Origin of the sequence: Pseudomonas sp. NIBRBAC000502773, assembly GCF_006517195.1 — a bacterium.
Taxonomy (GTDB): Bacteria; Pseudomonadota; Gammaproteobacteria; order Pseudomonadales; family Pseudomonadaceae; genus Aquipseudomonas; species Aquipseudomonas marginalis.
Genome location: NZ_CP041189.1, coordinates 4,681,407 through 4,700,260, shown reverse-complemented (window position 1 = coordinate 4,700,260; position 18,854 = coordinate 4,681,407). Strand labels below are relative to the sequence as shown.

Below are 18,854 nucleotides of genomic sequence, written 5' to 3'. Positions count from 1 at the left end.
TGTGGATCATTTTGCAAATACCTCCAGCAATCGGGGCGCAATTCTATCCAGTGGGCGAATTTCAACAGCAGCATCAATCGCCGCCGCCGCTTTGGGCATGCCATACACCGCCGAGCTTTGCTGATCCTGGGCGATGGTCAAATAACCTTGTTCACGCATTAGCTTGAGCCCCTGGGCCCCGTCACGGCCCATACCGGTCAGCAGTACGCCGACGGCATCGCCATTCCAGTGGCTGGCCACGCTTTCGAAAAACACATCGATGGAAGGCCGGTAAATCTCGTTCACCGGCTCTGCGGTATAGGCTAGCGTGCCATTCTTCAATAAACGAATGTGGTGATTGGTGCCGGCCAGCAGCACCACCCCGCTTTGCGGCGGTTCGCCTTCGCGGGCCAGGCGTACCGGCAGGCCGGAGGCGCTGCTCAGCCACTCGGCCATGCCGGCGGCGAAGACCTGGTCCACATGCTGCACCAGCACAATGGCGGCCGCAAAGTCCCGGGGCAACCCCTTGAGCAGGATTTCCAGGGCAGCCGGGCCACCCGCCGAAGAACCGATCGCCACCAGGCTCTGGCGTTTGCCGGTGCTGCGCTCCGGCGTGGTTTCGGCGCGCACACGGCTGCCACGCTGGCCGATCAGCCAGCCGATGTTGAGGATCTTGCGCAGCAACGGCGCCGCCGCATCCTTGGGGTTGCCCACGCCGAGCGCCGGCGTGTCCACCACATCCAGGGCGCCGTGGCCCATGGCTTCGAACACCCGGCTCATATTGGCCTGGCGGTCGACGGTCACCAGCAGGATCGCGCACGGGGTCTCGGCCATGATCTGCCGCGTGGCCTCCACGCCGTCCATCACCGGCATGATCAGGTCCATCAGGATCAGGTCCGGGGTCAATTCGGCGCAGCGCTGCACCGCCTCCAGGCCATTGCTGGCCACCCACACCACCTGGTGCATGGGCTCGAAGCTCAAGGCACGGCGCAGGGCCTCCACGGCCAGGGGCATGTCATTGACGATCGCAATCCTCATGAGCGCGCGCCTCCGATCAGCTCCACCACAGCATCCAGCAGCGCGTCATCGTGGAAACTGGCCTTGGCCAGATAATAATCGGCCCCAGCATCCAGCCCACGACGGCGGTCTTCTTCACGGTCTTTGTACGACACCACCATCACCGGCAACGATTGCAGGCGACTGTCACGGCGCAGGAGTGTGACCAATTCAATACCGTCCATACGAGGCATATCGATATCAGTGATAAGCAGGTCGAAGTCTTCGGAGCGCAAGGCGTTCCAGCCGTCCATGCCGTCGACCGCGACGGCCACTTCGTACCCGCGATTGAGCAGTAACTTGCGTTGCAACTCCCGCACAGTGAGCGAGTCGTCCACCACCAGTACCCGCTTGCGCGGTGCCTCGGTGGCCTGCTGGCTGCGCCGGGCGATGCGCTCCAGGCGCCCGGTGTTGAGCAGCTTGTCCACCGAGCGCAGCATATCTTCCACATCGACGATCAATACCACCGAGCCGTCGTCCAGCAAGGCGCCGGCGGAAATATCCTGGACCTTGCCCAGGCGATCATCCAGCGGCAGCACCACTAGGGTGCGCTCGCCGATAAAGCGTTCCACGGCGATCCCGTAAACCGCATCGCGCTCGCGAATCACCACCACCTTCAAGGTTTCGTCATTGCTCTGCCCCGATGGGCGCTGCAACAACTGGCTGGCGGCGACCAGGCCGACATGCCGACCTTCGTGCCAGAAATGCTGGCGGCCTTCCAACTGCACAATGTCGTCGGGGGCCAGGTCGCACATGCGCTCGATATGCGCCAGCGGGAACGCATAGGCTTCCTCGCCGACTTCCACCACCAGGCTGCGCACCACCGACAGGGTCAGCGGCACCTCCAGGTGGAAGCGACTGCCCTGCCCTGCCGTCTGCTCCAGCACCACCGCGCCGCGCAGTTGGCGGACCATATGCTGCACCGCATCCAGCCCGACACCGCGCCCGGACACTTCGGTGACCTTGTCGCGCAGGCTGAACCCCGGCAGGAACAGGAACGTCAGCAGTTCCTCTTCGCTCAGGTTCAAGGCCGTCTCCCAGGTTGAAAGATGCCGATCGACGATGGTGCCGCGCAGGCGCTCCAGGTCAACGCCATTGCCGTCGTCACTCAGCTCCAACACCAGCAGGCCGGCCTGATGGGACGCGCGCAGGCGGATCAGGCCTTCGGCGGGTTTGCCTGCCAGCAGGCGTTGCTCGGGCATTTCGATGCCGTGGTCGACGGCGTTGCGCAATAGATGGGTGAGTGGCGCTTCGAGCTTTTCCAGCACGTCGCGATCGACCTGGGTCTTTTCCCCCTCGATCTCCAGGCGCACTTGCTTGCCCAGGCTGCGGCCGAGGTCGCGCACCATGCGCACCTGCCCGGCGAGTACATCGGCAAACGGGCGCATGCGACAGGCCAGCGCAGTGTCGTAGAGCACCTGGGCACGCTGGCCGGCCTGCCAGCCAAACTCATCCAGCTCGGCGGTCTTTTCCGCCAGCAGCGCCTGGGCTTCGCTCAGCAGGCGGCGTGTATCGGCCAGGGCTTCCTCGGCTTCGAGGCTCAAGCCCAGGGTCTTGAGCTGGCCATCCAGGGTATCCAGGGCGCGTACGCTCTGGCTTTGAATCCGTTTGAGACGCTGCATGCTGGCCAGGTAGGGCTTGAGCCGCTGGGTTTCCACCAGGGACTTGCTCGAGAGGTCCAACAGGCTGTTCAAGCGCTCGGCGGTCACGCGCAATACGCGTTCGCCACCTTCGGTCATGCGTCGGCCCTGACGCGGCGGATCGCTGGCGACGGGCGGTGCGGGCTCGGGCTCCGGCGGCAGCTCTTCGATGAGCGGCGCCGGGGCGGGCTCAGGCACAGCGGGCAGCGGCGCGACGTAGGTGCTGGGCTGGGATGGATCCAGCAGGCGCTCCATCAACGCCACATAGGCGTCGATGTCCGCCGTGCCGACATCGTTGCCAGGGGTGGCGATACGCATCAGCAGGTCGGTGCCTTGCAGCAACGCGTCGATATGTTCGGGTTGCAGGTACAGGCGGCGTTCCTGGGCGCTGACCAGGCAATCCTCCATGACGTGGGCCACGCTGACCCCGGCGTCCACCCCAACGATGCGCGCCGCGCCCTTGAGCGAGTGTGCGGCACGCATGCAGGCTTCAAGCTGGTCGGCCTGGGTAGGGTTGCGCTCCAGGGCCAGCAGGCCCGCGCTCAGCACCTGGGTCTGGGCATCGGCTTCCAGGCTGAACAGCTCCAGCAGCGAGGCGTCGCGCATCTGGTCGGGGGTCATGTGAGGCTCCGGGTTACGGCGGACAACAATTGCGCCTCGTCCAGCCACCGCAGGCTACGGCCTTTCCACTGCAACACACCCTGGGTGTAGCGCGCGCTGGCCTGGGTACCCGAGGCCGACGCCGCCTTCAGGGTGCGCTCATCGATGGCATGGATACCATCCACTTCGTCCACCGGCACCACCACCGGGCCATCCTGCGCGGCGATGATCAGCATGCGCGGCATGATCCGCCCACCGCTGGCGCCCTGATGGGTTGTTTCCAGGCCAAGCAACTCCACCAGCGACAGGCACGCCACCAGCGCACCACGCACATTGGCCACACCGAGTAAGGCACGGGAGCGCTGGTGCGGCAGCGAGTGAATCGGTTGCAACGGGGCCACCTCCACCAGGCAACGGGTGGCGATGCCCAGCCATTCCTCGCCGAGGCGGAACATCAACAGCGAGCGGGTGACGATCTTTTCGTCAACCTCGGCAGCCGCCACCGGACGACGGTCGTCCTGCTGCAAGGCATAGCGGTCCAGCAAGCGCGTGGCGGCAGCCGAGTACACCGAACAGTTGCGGCAGTGGATATGCTCCACCAGCAGCGGGCACGACTTGTCGCCATGGATACCGATACGGTTCCAGCAGTCGTCGATGGCTTGGGTGTCGGCCAGGGTCAAGTCCAGGCCTGCGGTGTTGAGCGCCTCGGTGCTACTCATCGTTTGGACTCACTGTCTGCTCGCTCGCTGCGGGCGGCCCGCGCCTGTAAACGGCGCGCCCCCGCACTGTCGCCCTGGGACTCGAGCAAGGCGGCCAGGTGCATCAAGGCCTGCGGATGCTGGGGTTCCAGGTACAAGGCTTTTCGATAAAACCCCTGGGCTTCCAGGGCGCTGCCGGCCACGTCGCTGAGCAACCCCAGCCAGTAGAACACCTGGGCGGCCGGCGGGTGACTGTTCAGATACTGCTCACAGGCGGCGCGGGCCTCGGCACTTTTACCTTCGTTGGCCAGGCTGGCGATGCGGCTGAGCAAGGTGCCCGCATCGGAGGGCGGCGCCTTGATCGGCCCCGCCTGGTTGCTGGCCGTGCTGAACGGTCGCGGCTTGACCGGGACCGGCGCGACGCGGCGCGGTGGCGTCGGCATGGGCACGAATACCGGCTCAGGCGTCACCGGCTCGGCCTGCCGGCTGAAGGCAAATGACTGCGGCACCCCAATCGAGCGCATGCCGTGGCGCCCCAGCAAGCTGCCCTCCGCGGGGCCGATAAACAGCACGCCGTCCACATGGGTCAGGCCCTTGAGTACGTCGAAGACTTGCTTCTGGGTCGGCTGGTCAAAGTAGATCAGCAGGTTGCGGCAAAACACGAAATCATAGCTCGCCTCGTTCGCCAGCAGCGCCGGGTCGAGCAGGTTGCCGACTTGCAGGCGCACCTGTTCGCGCACGCGGTCGGCGATGTGGAACCCGTCGCCGCATTCCGTGAAGTGGCGGTCGCGAAAGGCAATATCGCCGCCGCGAAACGAGTTCTTGCCGTACACCCCGCGCCGGGCGCGCTCCACAGACAGCGGGCTGACATCCAGGCCCAGGACCTTGAACTGGTGCGGCGCCAACCCGGCATCCAGCAAGGCCATGGCAATGGAATAGGGTTCTTCGCCGGTGGAACACGGCAGGCTGAGAATGCGCAGGGCGCGCATCTGCTTGATCTCGGCCAGGCGTGCAAGCGCCAGTCGGGCCAGGGTCGCAAAGGATTCGGGGTAACGAAAAAACCAGGTCTCGGGGACGATCACGGCTTCGATCAGCGCTTGTTGCTCGTCCTCGGAGCTTTGCAGGTGCTGCCAGTATTCGCCTGGTGTTTGTGCCTGCACGGCCTGGCTGCGCTGGCGTACGGCGCGCTCGATGATGGCCTCCCCGACCGACGCGACATCCAGGCCGATACGCTCTTTCAAGAAGGCAAAGAAACGCGGGTCGCTGCTCATAGGCTCAGCTCGGCAGAAAACAACAGGGCGCGCACATCATCGGTGAGCACGTCATTCACGCCAATCCACTGCATCAGGCCCAGGGCATCCTCCCGCACCGGCCCCAGGTACCGCGCCTGGCGGTTATCCAGGCCGTAAGGCTGGAATTCCGCCGGGTCGCACCGCAGGGTGTCCGTGGCCTGCTCGAGGATCAGCCCGAGCCAGCGCGATTCGACCCAGGTGTGCGGCTGGTAATTGACCAGCACCAGGCGCGTACTCGTCCGCGCCTGGGCCGCTGTGCCGAAGGTCAGCGCACTCAGGTCGATGACCGGCACCAACGCCCCGCGATGGGCAAAGATGCCCGCCACCCACAGTGGCGCATGGGCGATGGGCTTGAGCGGCAGGCGTGGCAACACCTCGGCCACCTCCGTGGCCTTGAGCGCAAAGCGTTCGCTGCCGATGTGAAACACCAGGAACAAGGCTTTTTTCGCTGCCGGAACGGCGCCGCGTTTAGCCGCGAGATCGCTCATCAGACTTTGAAACGCGACACGCCGCTGCGCAGACCCACCGCAACCTGGCTCAGTTCATCGATGGCAAAGCTGGCCTGGCGCAGGGACTCCACCGTCTGGCTGCTGGCATCGCCCAGTTGCACCAGGGCATGGTTGATCTGCTCGGCGCCGGTGGCCTGGGCCTGCATGCCTTCGTTGACCATCAACACCCGCGGCGCCAGGGCCTGTACCTGATGGATGATCTGCGACAGCTGCTCGCCCACTTGCTGCACTTCAAACATGCCTCGACGGACTTCTTCAGAGAACTTGTCCATGCCCATCACGCCCGCCGAAACCGCTGACTGGATTTCACGCACCATCTGCTCGATGTCGTAGGTGGCCACGGCGGTCTGGTCGGCCAGGCGCCGCACTTCGGTGGCCACCACGGCAAAACCGCGCCCGTATTCACCGGCCTTTTCGGCCTCGATGGCGGCATTCAGGGACAGCAGGTTGGTCTGGTCGGCGACCTTGACGATGGTCACCACCACCTGGTTGATGTTGCCGGCCTTTTCATTGAGGATCGCCAGCTTGGCATTCACCAAGTCGGCGGCGCCCATCACCGAATGCATGGTTTCTTCCATGCGCGCCAGGCCTTGCTGGCCGGAACCGGCGGCCACCGAGGCCTGGTCGGCGGCGGTAGACACTTCGGTCATGGTGCGAACCAGATCCTTGGAAGTGGCAGCGATCTCCCGCGAAGTGGCACCGATCTCAGTGGTAGTAGCCGCCGTTTCAGTGGCAGTGGCCTGTTGCTGCTTGGAGGTGGCCGCAATCTCGGTGACCGAGGTGGTGACCTGCACCGAAGAGCGCTGGGCCTGGGACACCAGGGCCGTAAGCTCGGTCATCATGTCGTTGAAGCCGGTTTCCACCGCGCCGAACTCGTCCTTGCGCTCCAGGTTCAAGCGTTTGCTCAGGTCACCGGTGCGCATGGTTTCGAGGATCTCGACGATACGCTGCATCGGCGCCATGATCGCGCGCATCAGCAGCAGGCCACACAGGCCGGCGGCGAGGATCGCCACGGCCAGCGACAGGAACATGCTGACCTTGGCAGAGGCAACGGCGTCGTCAATGGCGGCCGTCGCGTTGTCGGACACGGCCTTGTTTTCCGTGATGATGTCATTGAGCTTCATGCGCCCTTCGGTCCAGATCGGCGTCAATTGCTCTTCCAGCAGCTCGCGCGCGGCCGGCAGGTCATTGGCTTCGACGCGATCGAGTACCTGGGCCAGAACCTTGTTGTAATTGATGTGGGCGGCCTTGAAGTTGTCGAACTCCATGCGATCGGCCTGGCTATGCACGGTTTTTTCGTAATTGGCCATCTGCTGTTCGATACGCGATTCGAAGGCCTTGTAGTCCGACTTATCGCTATTGGTGAAGGTTTTATCCTCGCGCAGGCCAATGATATCGATGGTCTGCAAATAACTGTCGACCCATGCGCTGCGGATCATCGAACTGAGGTAAACCCCCGGCACCGCGTCGTCACGCACCGATTCCTGGCTGGCTTCAATCTTCAGCAACCGTGAGTAGGACACCACAACCATCAGCAACATGATCGCGATAATGACCGCAAAGCTCGCCAAAATCCGCTGGCGCAAGGTCCAATTCTTCACAGTGTTTCCTCGAAGGGCCATTCAAATGGAGGGGAGTATAGCTGAGCAGAAGCCCTCATTTATCAATGGGTTTCGATGTGGCACACACACATTGCAAAAACACCTGTGGGAGGGGGCTTGCTCCCGATTGCCGTGGGTCAGTTGCAGAGATTCGAACTGGACCACCGCTATCGGGAGCAAGCCCCCTCCCACAGGTTGGATTTGCCCGGCCCCGTTGGTTACTGGTTAAGCCGTACCTGCTTTTCCAGTTCCAGCTTCAAGCCCGGTTCGAGCTTGAGTTGGCGGGCCAATTCGTCCAGATACGCCTTTTCCATAAAGTTCTCCTCATCCACCAGCATCACGCTGGCGATGTACATCTCGGCGGCCATTTCCGGGGTGCCGGCGGCGCGGGCGACGTCGGCCGGGTCCAGCGGCTTGTTCAGCTCGGCGTGCAGCCAGCTTTGAAGTTCGCGGTCGTTGTCCAGCTTGGTGAATTCACCTTCGATCAGTGCGCGCTCGCGTTCATCCACATGGCCGTCGGCCTTGGCGGCGGCGACCAATGCCTTGAGGATCCCCTGGCTGTGCTGCTCGACCTGGGCCGGTGGCAGGCGGTCGATGGTTTGCGGTTCGCCCTGAGGAGCGTTGGCCTGCTTCGCTTGCCAGTTGCCGTAGGCTTTGTAGGCAATCACGCCCAACGCGGCCAGCCCGCCATAGGTCAGGGCTTTGCCGCCAAACTTGCGCGCCTTCTTGTTGCCCAGCAACAGGCCCATCGCCCCCGCCGCCAGGGCGCCACCGCCCGCACCGCCGAGCAGGCTGCCCAGACCGCCGCCGCCGAGCAGCCCGCCGAGGGCGCCTTTATCGTCCTGCTTGCGCTGGCCGCCGGTTTTATTCTGCAACATGTCCTGGCCGGACTTGAGCAACTGATCGAGCAATCCACGGGTATTCATTCGTAGCCTCCAGACACTAGGGTTCATAGGACCAATAGGCCCTCAGCGTAAAACTAAGTGCCAAAAAGCCGCGATCTAGAGTGCTTCCAGATGTAACGCCACTGCCCTTCGCTAAAACCGATATACACTCGGACAAATCTATAAAAACACCCCACTGGTAATTCCAGCATGATGACCTTGCGTCAAATCCGGCATTTTATCGCCGTGGCCGAGACCGGCTCGATCTCCGCCGCCGCGCAGACCGCGTTCATTTCCCAGTCCACCCTGACCCTGGCGATCCAGCAACTGGAGCAGGAAATCGGCGTCACCCTGTTCAACCGGCACGCCAAGGGCATGACCCTCACGCACCAGGGCCATCAGTTCCTGCGCCAGGCGCACTTGATCCTCGCCACCGTCGACAATGCCAAGCGCAGCCTGCAACAGAGCACCGACCAGGTCGCCGGGCAGTTGATCATCGGTGTGACCAGCCTGGTCGCCGGCTACTACCTGGCGGATTTGCTCACCCGCTTCCAGCGCGCCTACCCCAACGTGGAGATCCGCGTGATGGAAGACGAACGCCCGTATATCGAGCATTTGCTGGTCAGCGGTGAAATCGATGTGGGCGTACTGATCCTCTCCAACCTGGAAGACCGCCACGCCCTGCAGACCGAAGTCCTCACCCACTCGCCCCACCGCCTGTGGCTGCCGGCGCAACACCCGCTGCTGGAGCACGACAGCATCAACCTCGCCGACGTGGCAAGGGAGCCGTTGATTCAGTTGAATGTCGACGAAATGGGGCATAACGCCCAGCGCCTGTGGGCCGCTGCCGGCCTGCAGCCGCGCGTGACCCTGCGCACCGCCTCCACCGAGGCGGTGCGCAGCCTGGTGGCCGCGGGCCTGGGCGTGTCGATCCAACCGGACATGACCTACCGCCCCTGGTCCCTGGAGGGCGACATTATTGAAGCGCGGCCGATTGCCGACCTCAGCCAGACCCTGGACGTCGGCCTGGCCTGGCGTCGGGGCACCGCGCGGCCGGCCTTGGTGGATCCGTTCCTCACCGTGGCGCGGGAACAACCACACCCACGCAAGCCATCTATTTAATCGAATGCTGCATTCAGTATTTAGTATTTGTTGACCTCGCGCCTGACCTCTAGTCTCTGTCTATCCATAAGAGAAGGTCAGGCGCCTTGTAAGAGAACGCCCATGACCACACAAGAAAAGAGTTCACGAAAAATGTCCGGCGCGCCCACCCCGCTGCTCACTGCGTTGCTGATCGACGGCGAACTGGTCCAGGGCCAGGGCGTTGCCGAGCCGATCCTCAACCCGGCCACCGGCGAAGTGCTCACCCAGATCGCCGAGGCCAGCACCGAGCAGGTCGAAAGTGCGATCCTCGCCGCACACCGCGCTTTTGCCGGCTGGTCGCGGACCACGCCGCAACAACGCTCGAACGTCCTGCTGGGCATCGCCGACGCCATCGAGAAACACGCCGACTACCTCGCCCGCCTGGAATCGCTGAACTGCGGCAAGCCGTTGCACCTGGCACGCCAGGACGACTTGAGCGCCACCATCGATGTGTTCCGCTTCTTCGCCGGCGCCGTGCGCTGCCAGACCGGCCAGCTCAGCGGCGAATACCTGCCGGGCTACACCAGCATGGTGCGCCGCGATCCGATTGGCGTGGTGGCCTCGATTGCGCCGTGGAACTACCCGCTGATGATGGCCGCGTGGAAGATCGCTCCGGCGCTGGCGGCCGGTAATACCCTGGTGTTCAAGCCGTCGGAACACACGCCGCTGTCAATCCTCGCATTGGCCCCGGTCCTGAAGGACGTGTTACCACGCGGGGTCATCAACATTCTGTGCGGTGGCGGTGAGGGCGTGGGCAGCCATTTGGTCAGCCACCCCAAGGTGCGCATGGTCTCGCTGACCGGCGACATCGTCACCGGCCAGAAAATCCTGCAGGCCGCCTCCAAGACTCTCAAGCGCACACACCTGGAATTGGGCGGCAAGGCGCCGGTGATCGTGTGCAACGATGCCGACCTGCAAGCCGTGGTCGAAGGCGTACGTGCCTACGGTTACTACAACGCCGGCCAGGACTGCACCGCGGCGTGCCGCATCTACGCCCAGGCGGGCATCCACGACAAATTGGTCGCCGAACTGGGCGCAGCCGTCAGCAGCCTGCGCTTCGCCGGCAAGCGCGATGCCGATAACGAACTCGGCCCGCTGATCAGCACGCGCCAGCGCGACCGCGTGGCCAGCTTTGTCGAGCGCGCCCTGGGCCAGCCGCATATCGAGCGGGTCACCGGCGCGGCCGTGCATTCCGGGGCCGGCTTCTATTACCAGCCGACGCTGCTCGCCGGTTGCAAGCAGAACGATGAAATCGTCCAGCGCGAAGTGTTCGGCCCGGTGGTCACCGTGACCCGCTTCGACGAACTGGAACAGGCGGTGGACTGGGCCAACGATTCCGAATACGGCCTGGCCTCCTCCGTCTGGACCCAGAACCTGGACAAGGCCATGCAGGTCGCCGCGCGCCTGCAATACGGCTGCACCTGGATCAACAGCCATTTCATGCTGGTCAGCGAAATGCCCCACGGCGGCTTGAAGCGCTCGGGGTATGGGAAAGATCTGTCCAGCGATTCGCTACAGGACTACAGCGTGGTGCGCCACATCATGGCCCGCCACGGCCAGCATCTTTAAAACAACAACTAAGCTCATGCGTCACGGCTTCACACACTGCCCCGACCATAATTAAAGAAGAGGGAATCCCCATGTCTGCGCATAAGACCGCACTGCTCAGTGCCTTGACCACCGCGCTGCTGGCCAGCGTCAGTATCCAGGCCGCCGAACCGCTCAAGGCGGTGGGCGCTGGTGAAGGCCAGCTGGATATCGTCGCCTGGCCCGGCTATATCGAACGTGGCGAAAGCGACAAGGCCTACGACTGGGTCACAGGCTTCGAGAAGGAGACCGGCTGCAAGGTCAATGTGAAAACCGCCGCCACTTCTGACGAAATGGTCAGTTTGATGGCCAAGGGCGGTTATGACCTGGTCACCGCGTCCGGGGATGCGTCGCTGCGATTGATCGTCGGCAAGCGTGTGCAGCCGATCAACACGGCGTTGATCCCCAACTGGAAGAACATCGACCCGCGCCTCAAGGATGCGCCGTGGTACGTGGTGGGCCAGCAGACCTACGGCACCCCGTACCAGTGGGGGCCGAACGTGCTGATGTACAACACCACCGTGTTCAAGACCGCGCCCACCAGCTGGAATGTGCTGTTCGATGCGCAAAACCTGCCGGACGGCAAGCCGAACAAAGGTCGTGTGCAGGCCTATGACGGTCCGATCTACATCGCCGATGCGGCGCTGTACCTCAAGAGCACCCAGCCGGAACTGGGGATCCAGAGCCCCTATGAACTGACCGAAACCCAGTACAAGGCCGTGCTCGACCTGTTGCGCGCGCAGCAGCCGTTGATCCACCGCTACTGGCATGACACCACCGTGCAAATGAGCGACTTCAAGAACGAAGGCGTGGTGGCCTCCAGCGCCTGGCCGTATCAGGTCAACGGCCTGCAAAACGAGAAGCAGCCGATTGCTTCGACCATTCCCAAGGAAGGCGCCACCGGCTGGGCCGACACCACCATGCTGCACAGCGAGGCCAAACACCCGAATTGCGCCTACAAGTGGATGGACTGGTCGCTGCAGCCCAAAGTCCAGGGCGATGTCGCCGCCTGGTTCGGCTCGCTGCCGGCGGTGCCCGCAGCCTGCAAGGAAAGCGAACTGCTCGGCGCCGAGGGTTGCAAGACCAACGGCTTCGACCAGTTCGACAAGATCGCCTTCTGGAAAACCCCGCAGGCCGAGGGCGGCAAGTTCGTGCCATACAGTCGCTGGACCCAGGACTACATCGCGATCATGGGCGGCCGCTAAGACCATGCAGACGGCATAGATCCCCTGTGGGAGGAGGCTTGCCCCCTCCCACATCGACCGCATTCACGGATGTTTTGTTTTTTCAGCAGTCCAGGCCGGGCGCTGCGACCACCCGCGCCTTTTTGGAGCACCGCACCATGACGCTTGCAGTCCAATTCACCCACGTTTCCCGTCAGTTCGGCGAAGTGAAAGCCGTTGACCGGGTTTCCATCGATATCCAGGACGGCGAGTTCTTTTCCATGCTCGGCCCATCCGGCTCGGGCAAGACCACCTGCCTGCGCCTGATCGCCGGTTTCGAGCAGCCGAGCGCAGGCTCGATCCGCATTCATGGCGAGGAAGCCGCTGGCTTGCCGCCGTATCAGCGTGACGTAAACACGGTATTCCAGGATTACGCACTGTTCCCCCATATGAACGTGCGCGATAACGTCGCCTATGGCCTCAAGGTCAAAGGCGTGGGCAAGACCGAACGCCTCAACCGCGCCGAAGAAGCCTTGGGAATGGTCGCACTCGGTGGCTACGGCGAGCGCAAGCCGGTGCAACTCTCCGGCGGCCAACGCCAACGGGTAGCCCTGGCCCGTGCCCTGGTCAATCGCCCCCGTGTGTTGCTGCTCGATGAACCCTTGGGCGCCCTCGACCTCAAGCTGCGCGAACAGATGCAAAGCGAGCTGAAGAAGCTGCAACGCCAGCTCGGCATCACCTTTATCTTCGTGACCCACGACCAGACCGAAGCGCTGTCGATGTCCGACCGTGTGGCGGTGTTCAACAAGGGCCGCATCGAACAGGTCGACACCCCGCGCAACCTGTACATGAAACCGGCCACCGCGTTCGTCGCCGAATTCGTCGGCACCTCCAACGTGATTCGCGGCGAGTTGGCCCAACGCCTCAGCGGCAGCCCGCAGCCGTTCTCGATCCGTCCGGAACATGTGCGTTTTGCCGAGGGCCCGCTGGGCGCCGGCGAAGTGGAAATCAGCGGCTTGCTGCACGACATCCAGTACCAGGGCAGCGCCACCCGCTATGAGCTGAAACTGGAAAACGGCCAGGCGCTGAACATCAGCCAGGCCAACAACCAGTGGCTGGACATCAGCAGCGGCCATCAGGTCGGCCAGTCCATCACCGCCCGTTGGGCGCGAGAAGCCATGACGCCGCTGACTGACCGCGCAGGCGAGGTGTGACATGAGCCTGGCCCCTTCCCAACCGCCGATGCGCAGGTTTTCCAACCTGCTGTACCGCAAGCCCAACCTGTACCTGGCGATGCTGCTGGTTCCGCCGCTGATCTGGTTCGGCGCGATCTACCTGGGTTCGCTGCTGACCCTGCTGTGGCAAGGCTTCTATACCTTTGACGACTTCACCATGGCGGTCACCCCGGACCTGACTCTGGCCAACTTCGCCGCGCTGTTCCAGCCGTCGAACTTCGACATCATCCTGCGCACCCTGGGCATGGCGATCGTGGTGTCGATCGCCAGCGCCATCGTCGCCTTCCCGATCGCCTACTACATGGCGCGCTACACCACGGGCAAGACCAAGGCGTTCTTCTATATCGCGGTGATGATGCCGATGTGGGCCAGCTACATCGTCAAGGCGTATGCCTGGACGTTGCTGCTGGCCAAGGGCGGCGTGGCGCAGTGGTTCGTGCAGCACCTGGGCCTGGAACCGGTGTTGCAGTTCGTGCTGGGCATTCCCGGCGTGGGCGGCAGCACCTTGAGCACCTCGCACCTGGGGCGCTTCATGGTGTTCGTCTATATCTGGCTGCCCTTTATGATCCTGCCGATCCAGGCGTCCCTGGAGCGCTTGCCGCCGTCGTTGCTGCAAGCCTCCGCCGACCTCGGCGCCAAGCCGCGCCAGACCTTCATGCAGGTAATCCTGCCGCTGTCGGTGCCGGGGATTGCCGCCGGTTCGATCTTCACGTTTTCGCTGACCCTGGGCGATTTCATCGTGCCGCAACTGGTGGGACCGCCGGGGTACTTCGTCGGCGGCATGGTCTACGCCCAGCAAGGCGCCATCGGCAATATGCCCATGGCCGCGGCGTTCACCCTGGTGCCGATCGTGCTGATCGCGGTTTACCTCTCCATCGTCAAACGCCTGGGGGCCTTCGATGCACTCTGAGAAATCATCATTAAGCTTGAAGATCGCAGCCTGGGGCGGGTTGGTATTCCTGCACTTCCCGATCCTGATCATCTTCCTCTACGCCTTCAACACCGAAGAAGCCGCGTTCAGCTTTCCGCCCCAGGGCTTTACCCTGAAGTGGTTCAGCGTGGCCTTCGCCCGGCCGGATGTGCTGGAGGCGATCAAGCTGTCGTTGCAGATCGCCGCCATCGCCACCCTGATTGCCATGGTGCTGGGCACCCTGGCCTCGGCGGCGCTGTATCGCCGCGAGTTCTTTGGCAAGCAAGGCGTGTCGCTGATGTTGATCCTGCCGATTGCGCTGCCGGGGATCATCACCGGTATTGCGCTGCTGGCGACGTTCAAGACATTAGGCATCGAGCCGGGGATGTTCACCATCATCGTCGGCCACGCGACGTTCTGCGTGGTGATCGTCTACAACAACGTCATCGCCCGCCTGCGCCGTACGTCCCACAGCCTGATCGAAGCCTCGATGGACCTGGGCGCCGACGGCTGGCAGACCTTCCGCTACATCATCATGCCCAACCTCGGCTCGGCGCTGCTGGCCGGCGGCATGCTGGCGTTTGCGCTGTCGTTCGACGAAATCATCGTCACCACCTTCACCGCCGGCCACGAACGTACGTTGCCGCTGTGGTTGCTCAACCAATTGAGCCGGCCACGGGATGTGCCGGTGACCAATGTGGTCGCGATGCTGGTGATGCTGGTGACGATGTTCCCGATCCTGGGTGCCTATTACCTGACCCGCGGTGGTGAAAGCGTGGCGGGGAGCGGTGGTAAATAATTTTTTATTGAAGACACCGAGCTCAAATGTGGGAGGGGGCTTGCTCCCGATAGCAGTGTGTCAGTTGTAGATGATGTGACTGAAAGACTGTCATCGGGAGCAAGCCCCCTCCCACATTTAGAGCCGGTTTATTCAGTGACATAACGATCGCTTTTTGGAGGACTGAACCATGCAAACCAAACTCTTGATCAACGGCCATCTGGTCGAAGGCGAAGGCCCGGCGCAAGCGGTGTTCAACCCGGCATTGGGCCGCGTGCTGGTGGAAATCAAAGAAGCCAGCGAAGCCCAGGTCGACGCCGCCGTGCGCGCCGCCGATGCGGCCTTCGAAGGCTGGTCGCAAACCGCGCCCAAGGATCGCTCGCTGTTGCTGCTGAAACTGGCCGACGTGATCGAAGCCCACGGCGAAGAACTGGCCAAGCTGGAATCGGACAACTGCGGCAAGCCCTACAGCGCCGCGCTGAACGACGAGATCCCGGCAATTGCCGACGTGTTCCGCTTCTTCGCCGGTGCCAGCCGATGCATGAGCGGTTCGGCCGGTGGTGAATACTTGCCCGGCCACACCTCGATGATCCGTCGCGACCCGGTGGGCGTGATCGCGTCCATCGCGCCGTGGAACTACCCACTGATGATGGTCGCCTGGAAAATCGCACCGGCCCTGGCCGCGGGCAATACCGTGGTGCTCAAGCCGTCGGAGCAAACCCCGCTGACCGCGTTGCGGATGGTCGAGTTGGCGTCGGAGATTTTCCCGGCCGGAGTACTCAACCTGGTGTTCGGCCGTGGGCCTACCGTGGGCAGTCCGCTGGTGAACCACCCGAAAGTGCGCATGGTGTCGCTGACCGGCTCCATCGCCACCGGCGCGAATATCATCTCCAGCACCGCCGACAGCGTGAAGCGCATGCATATGGAGCTGGGCGGCAAGGCGCCCGTGATCATCTTCAACGATGCGGATATCGATGCAGCGGTGGAAGGCATTCGTACCTTCGGCTTCTACAATGCCGGCCAGGACTGCACCGCAGCGTGCCGGATTTATGCGCAGGCGGACATCTACGATGCGTTTGTGGAGAAGCTCGGCGCGGCGGTCGCCAGCATCAAATATGGCTTGCAGGATGACCCGGCCACTGAGCTGGGCCCGTTGATCACCGCGCAACACCGCGACCGGGTTGCCGGGTTTGTCGAACGCGCCGTGGCGCAGCCGCATATCCGCCTGGTCACCGGTGGCAAGGCGGTGGAAGGCAATGGTTTCTTCTTTGAGCCGACCGTACTCGCCGATGCGCAACAGGACGATGAAATCGTGCGCCGCGAGGTGTTCGGGCCGGTGGTGTCGGTGACCAAGTTCACCGATGAGGTGCAGGTACTGGGCTGGGCCAATGATTCGGACTACGGGTTGGCGTCGTCGGTATGGACCGCCGACGTAGGACGCGCCCATCGCCTGGCCGCGCGTTTGCAGTACGGCTGCACCTGGGTAAACACCCATTTCATGCTCGTCAGCGAAATGCCCCACGGCGGTCAGAAACTGTCGGGGTATGGCAAGGATATGTCCATGTATGGCTTGGAGGACTACACCACGGTTCGGCATGTGATGTTCAAGCACTGATCGCCGTCGCACCCTTTGCAGGAACCGGCGCCCTCATCACAACGCCGGCGCCTGCCGGGGCCTCATAACAATAAACTTCAGGTTCCCCCCATGGACATCACCCGCCGCGACTTCCTCAACGGCGTCGCCATCACGATTGCTGCCGGCATGACCCCGCTGCAGATCCTCCAGGCCGCTCCGGATGGCCGCTACTACCCCCCCGCCCTCACCGGCCTGCGCGGCAGCCACGTCGGCTCGTTCGAAGTGGCACACCAGATGGGCTGGGAAAAGAAGGTCTTCAACAGCGAAAAATTGCCGATCTCCGAGGACTACGACCTGGTGGTGGTCGGCGGTGGCCTGAGCGGTTTGTCGGCGGCCTGGTTCTACCGTGAGAAGCACCCCAAGGCAAAAATCCTGATCCTGGAAAACCACGACGACTTCGGCGGCCACGCCAAGCGCAATGAGTTCCAGGCCGGTGGCCGCATGATCATCGGCTACGGCGGCAGCGAGGCGTTCCAATCGCCCAACCATTTGTTCAGCAAACAGGTGAATGGCCTGCTGAAAAAACTCGGGGTGAATATCAAGCGCTTCGAGACCGCCTTCGACCGCCAGTTCTATCCGGGCCTGGGCCTGTCGCGCGGGGTGTTCTTCGACAAGGAAAACTTCGGCGAAGACAAACTGGTCACCGGCGACCCGACGCCGATGGTCGCCGACGACATCGCGCCGGACCAACTGCATGCGCGCTCGATCAGCGACTTCATCAATGACTTCCCATTGCCACTCGCTGACCGCCAGGCGTTGATCGAGCTGCACACGGCGCCCAAGGACTACCTGCCGGGCAAGACCGCCAAGGAAAAAGCCGACTACCTGGCGGCCACCAGCTATCGCGATTTCCTACTTAAAAACGTCGGTTTATCCGAAGGCGCGGTGAAGTACTTTCAGAGCCGCACCAATGACTTCATGGCCTTGAGCATTGACGCGGTGGCGTCATCCGACGCCTACAACGTAGGGTTCCCAGGCTTTGGCGGAATGAACCTGGCGCCCATCAGCGAAGAAGCGGCGGCAGAGATGGAAGAGCCCTACATCTATCACTTCCCGGATGGCAACGCGTCAGTGGCACGGTTGCTGGTGCGCAGCCTGATCCCGGGCGTGGCACCGGGGCATACCATGGACGACATCGTGCTGGCAGCCTTTGACTACGCCAGGCTCGATCAACCCAAGGCGCCGGTGCGGCTGCGCTTGAACAGCACAGCGGTCAGTGTGCGCAACGCAGGGGATGGCGTGCACATCGGCTACAGTCGTGGCGGGCAACTCGCCCAAGTGCGTGGCAAGCGCTGCATCCTGGCCTGTTACAACATGATGATTCCGTACCTGTTGAAAGACCTGTCGGCTCCCCAGGCCCATGCCCTGAGCCAGAACGTGAAGTTCCCGCTGGTGTACACCAAGGTGGTGATCCGCAATTGGCAGTCGTTCCAGAAACTGGGGGTGCATGAAATTTATGCGGCGACCCAGCCGTACAGTCGGATCAAGCTGGACTATCCGGTGAGCATGGGCGGCTACGACCACCCGCGCGACCCGACGCAGCCGATTGGCCTGCATATGGTTTACGTGCCCACCAGCCCCAACAGCGGCATGAACGCCCGCGACCAGGCGCGGGCCGGACGCGGACGCTTGTATGGGCAGACATTCGAACAACTGGAAGTGCAGTTGCGCGACCAACTGCAACGCATGCTCGGCCCGGGCGGGTTCAATCATGAGACTGACATCCTGGGAATCACGGTGAATCGCTGGTCCCATGGCTATGCCTATTTCTCCAACAGTCTGTTTGATCAGGCCGACGAGAGTGAAGCGCTGATGAACCTGGCACGCAAGCCGGTGGGGCATGTGAGCATCGCCAACTCGGATGCGGCGTGGAGCGCGTATGCCCATGCAGCGATTGACGAGGCGTATAGGGCTGTGGTCGAAGTGGCCTGAAAGACACTCTGACAGGCAATACAAAACCAAATGTGGGAGGGGATTGCCCCCTCCCACACTTGGATCTTCATAATTGGTGGGTAATGTGTCCACTCAGAGCGCCGGAAATGTCTTGTCGCATTTGCAATGCTATCACCCCGCCATCAATCAATTTTCCTACGTCATCGAACCGCTTAAGCTATCCGGCGTCTGTTTAATGTCCGTTGCGTTT

At 62.8% G+C, this 18,854-nt stretch carries 15 protein-coding genes; 8 read left to right on the top strand and 7 right to left on the bottom strand.

Annotation, left to right across the window (positions count from 1 at the left end; genetic code table 11):
* Nucleotides 1-6: 6 nt before the first annotated feature.
* The 7 genes from NIBR502773_RS21655 to NIBR502773_RS21625 form a co-directional block, all read right to left on the bottom strand.
* On the bottom strand, nt 7-1,017 hold the full coding sequence (locus NIBR502773_RS21655; RefSeq protein ID WP_065938739.1) for a chemotaxis response regulator protein-glutamate methylesterase: 1,011 nt from the start codon (nt 1,015-1,017) through the stop codon (nt 7-9).
* Nucleotides 1,014-3,296: a hybrid sensor histidine kinase/response regulator gene (locus NIBR502773_RS21650; protein WP_141156896.1), complete on the bottom strand. Its 2,283-nt coding sequence runs from the start codon at nt 3,294-3,296 to the stop codon at nt 1,014-1,016. The genes NIBR502773_RS21655 and NIBR502773_RS21650 overlap by 4 nt, the downstream gene beginning before the upstream one ends.
* The gene (locus NIBR502773_RS21645) at nt 3,293-3,994 is read right to left on the bottom strand and encodes a chemotaxis protein CheW (RefSeq protein ID WP_115485734.1); all 702 of its coding nucleotides are present in this window, start codon (nt 3,992-3,994) and stop codon (nt 3,293-3,295) included. The genes NIBR502773_RS21650 and NIBR502773_RS21645 overlap by 4 nt, the downstream gene beginning before the upstream one ends.
* On the bottom strand, nt 3,991-5,244 hold the full coding sequence (locus tag NIBR502773_RS21640; protein ID WP_141156895.1) for a protein-glutamate O-methyltransferase CheR: 1,254 nt from the start codon (nt 5,242-5,244) through the stop codon (nt 3,991-3,993). Before NIBR502773_RS21640 ends, NIBR502773_RS21645 begins: the two co-directional genes overlap by 4 nt.
* A complete protein-coding gene (locus tag NIBR502773_RS21635; protein WP_027604522.1) occupies nt 5,241-5,753 on the bottom strand; it encodes a chemotaxis protein CheW in 513 nt (170 codons plus the stop codon). The genes NIBR502773_RS21640 and NIBR502773_RS21635 overlap by 4 nt, the downstream gene beginning before the upstream one ends.
* On the bottom strand, nt 5,753-7,375 hold the full coding sequence (locus NIBR502773_RS21630; RefSeq protein WP_027604523.1) for a methyl-accepting chemotaxis protein: 1,623 nt from the start codon (nt 7,373-7,375) through the stop codon (nt 5,753-5,755). Before NIBR502773_RS21630 ends, NIBR502773_RS21635 begins: the two co-directional genes overlap by 1 nt.
* A 218-nt stretch (nt 7,376-7,593) precedes the next feature.
* Nucleotides 7,594-8,301, bottom strand: coding sequence for a tellurite resistance TerB family protein (locus NIBR502773_RS21625; protein WP_065938734.1), 708 nt, complete (start codon nt 8,299-8,301; stop codon nt 7,594-7,596).
* Between the two features lie 168 nt (nt 8,302-8,469).
* Between NIBR502773_RS21625 and NIBR502773_RS21620 the strand changes: the two genes are divergently transcribed.
* The 8 genes from NIBR502773_RS21620 to NIBR502773_RS21585 all read left to right on the top strand — a co-directional run bounded on the left by NIBR502773_RS21620 (nt 8,470) and on the right by NIBR502773_RS21585 (nt 18,643).
* Nucleotides 8,470-9,381 carry a LysR family transcriptional regulator gene (locus tag NIBR502773_RS21620; protein WP_115485732.1) on the top strand — a complete coding sequence of 304 codons (912 nt, stop codon included), beginning with the start codon at nt 8,470-8,472 and terminating at the stop codon, nt 9,379-9,381.
* 132 nt (nt 9,382-9,513) lie between these two features.
* Nucleotides 9,514-10,971, top strand: coding sequence for a gamma-aminobutyraldehyde dehydrogenase (locus tag NIBR502773_RS21615; protein ID WP_177414172.1), 1,458 nt, complete (start codon nt 9,514-9,516; stop codon nt 10,969-10,971).
* 71 nt (nt 10,972-11,042) lie between these two features.
* The gene (gene ydcS, locus NIBR502773_RS21610; RefSeq protein WP_065926496.1) at nt 11,043-12,194 is read left to right on the top strand and encodes a putative ABC transporter substrate-binding protein YdcS; all 1,152 of its coding nucleotides are present in this window, start codon (nt 11,043-11,045) and stop codon (nt 12,192-12,194) included.
* A 137-nt stretch (nt 12,195-12,331) separates the two neighbouring features.
* Nucleotides 12,332-13,366: an ABC transporter ATP-binding protein gene (locus NIBR502773_RS21605; RefSeq protein WP_065938731.1), complete on the top strand. Its 1,035-nt coding sequence runs from the start codon at nt 12,332-12,334 to the stop codon at nt 13,364-13,366.
* A gap of 1 nt (nt 13,367) precedes the next feature.
* Nucleotides 13,368-14,297 carry an ABC transporter permease gene (locus NIBR502773_RS21600; protein ID WP_115485730.1) on the top strand — a complete coding sequence of 310 codons (930 nt, stop codon included), beginning with the start codon at nt 13,368-13,370 and terminating at the stop codon, nt 14,295-14,297.
* Complete coding sequence (locus NIBR502773_RS21595; RefSeq protein ID WP_065938730.1) at nt 14,287-15,096, top strand: ABC transporter permease; 810 nt, start codon at nt 14,287-14,289, stop codon at nt 15,094-15,096. The genes NIBR502773_RS21600 and NIBR502773_RS21595 overlap by 11 nt, the downstream gene beginning before the upstream one ends.
* A 169-nt stretch (nt 15,097-15,265) precedes the next feature.
* Nucleotides 15,266-16,690, top strand: a complete 1,425-nt coding sequence (locus NIBR502773_RS21590) for a gamma-aminobutyraldehyde dehydrogenase (RefSeq protein ID WP_141156894.1) — start codon at nt 15,266-15,268, stop codon at nt 16,688-16,690.
* A 90-nt stretch (nt 16,691-16,780) separates the two neighbouring features.
* Nucleotides 16,781-18,643 carry an FAD/NAD(P)-binding protein gene (locus NIBR502773_RS21585; RefSeq protein WP_141156893.1) on the top strand — a complete coding sequence of 621 codons (1,863 nt, stop codon included), beginning with the start codon at nt 16,781-16,783 and terminating at the stop codon, nt 18,641-18,643.
* The last annotated feature ends 211 nt before the right edge of the window (nt 18,644-18,854 follow it).